Origin of the sequence: Paraburkholderia sp. SIMBA_053 (assembly GCF_046534895.1) — a bacterium.
GTDB lineage: Bacteria > Pseudomonadota > Gammaproteobacteria > Burkholderiales > Burkholderiaceae > Paraburkholderia > Paraburkholderia caledonica.
In genome coordinates this window covers 1-267 of record NZ_JAWRXU010000817.1, presented here as the reverse complement: position 1 = coordinate 267, position 267 = coordinate 1, and the positions used below count along the sequence as shown (strand labels likewise).

General features: G+C 66.3%; 1 protein-coding gene. It reads left to right on the top strand.

Annotated features, from left to right (window positions below; translation table 11 throughout):
• A partial coding sequence (locus SB753_RS37845) for a class I SAM-dependent methyltransferase (RefSeq protein WP_410805259.1) occupies positions 1-267 on the top strand: 267 nt, incomplete at both ends.

Here is a 267-nt window from a genome sequence, read left to right as displayed (position 1 = left end):
CGTCGAGATCGGTTGCGGCGAAGGGCACTTCGTGCGCGGACTCGCGCAGGCACGGCCGGGTGGCCGCTTTATCGGTTTCGATCCGAATGCGACGCCTGAGACGGGTTTGGGCGTCGAGTTTCATCCGCGCCTGTTCGAGCCGCTCGCGGATATGAAGGCGTTTCAGCCGGACGCCGTCGTGATTCGCCATGTGCTCGAGCATCTGACGGAACCGGCGCGGCTCCTCGAAGCGCTTGCGTGGGGCGCGGTGTCGACGGGCAAGGACAG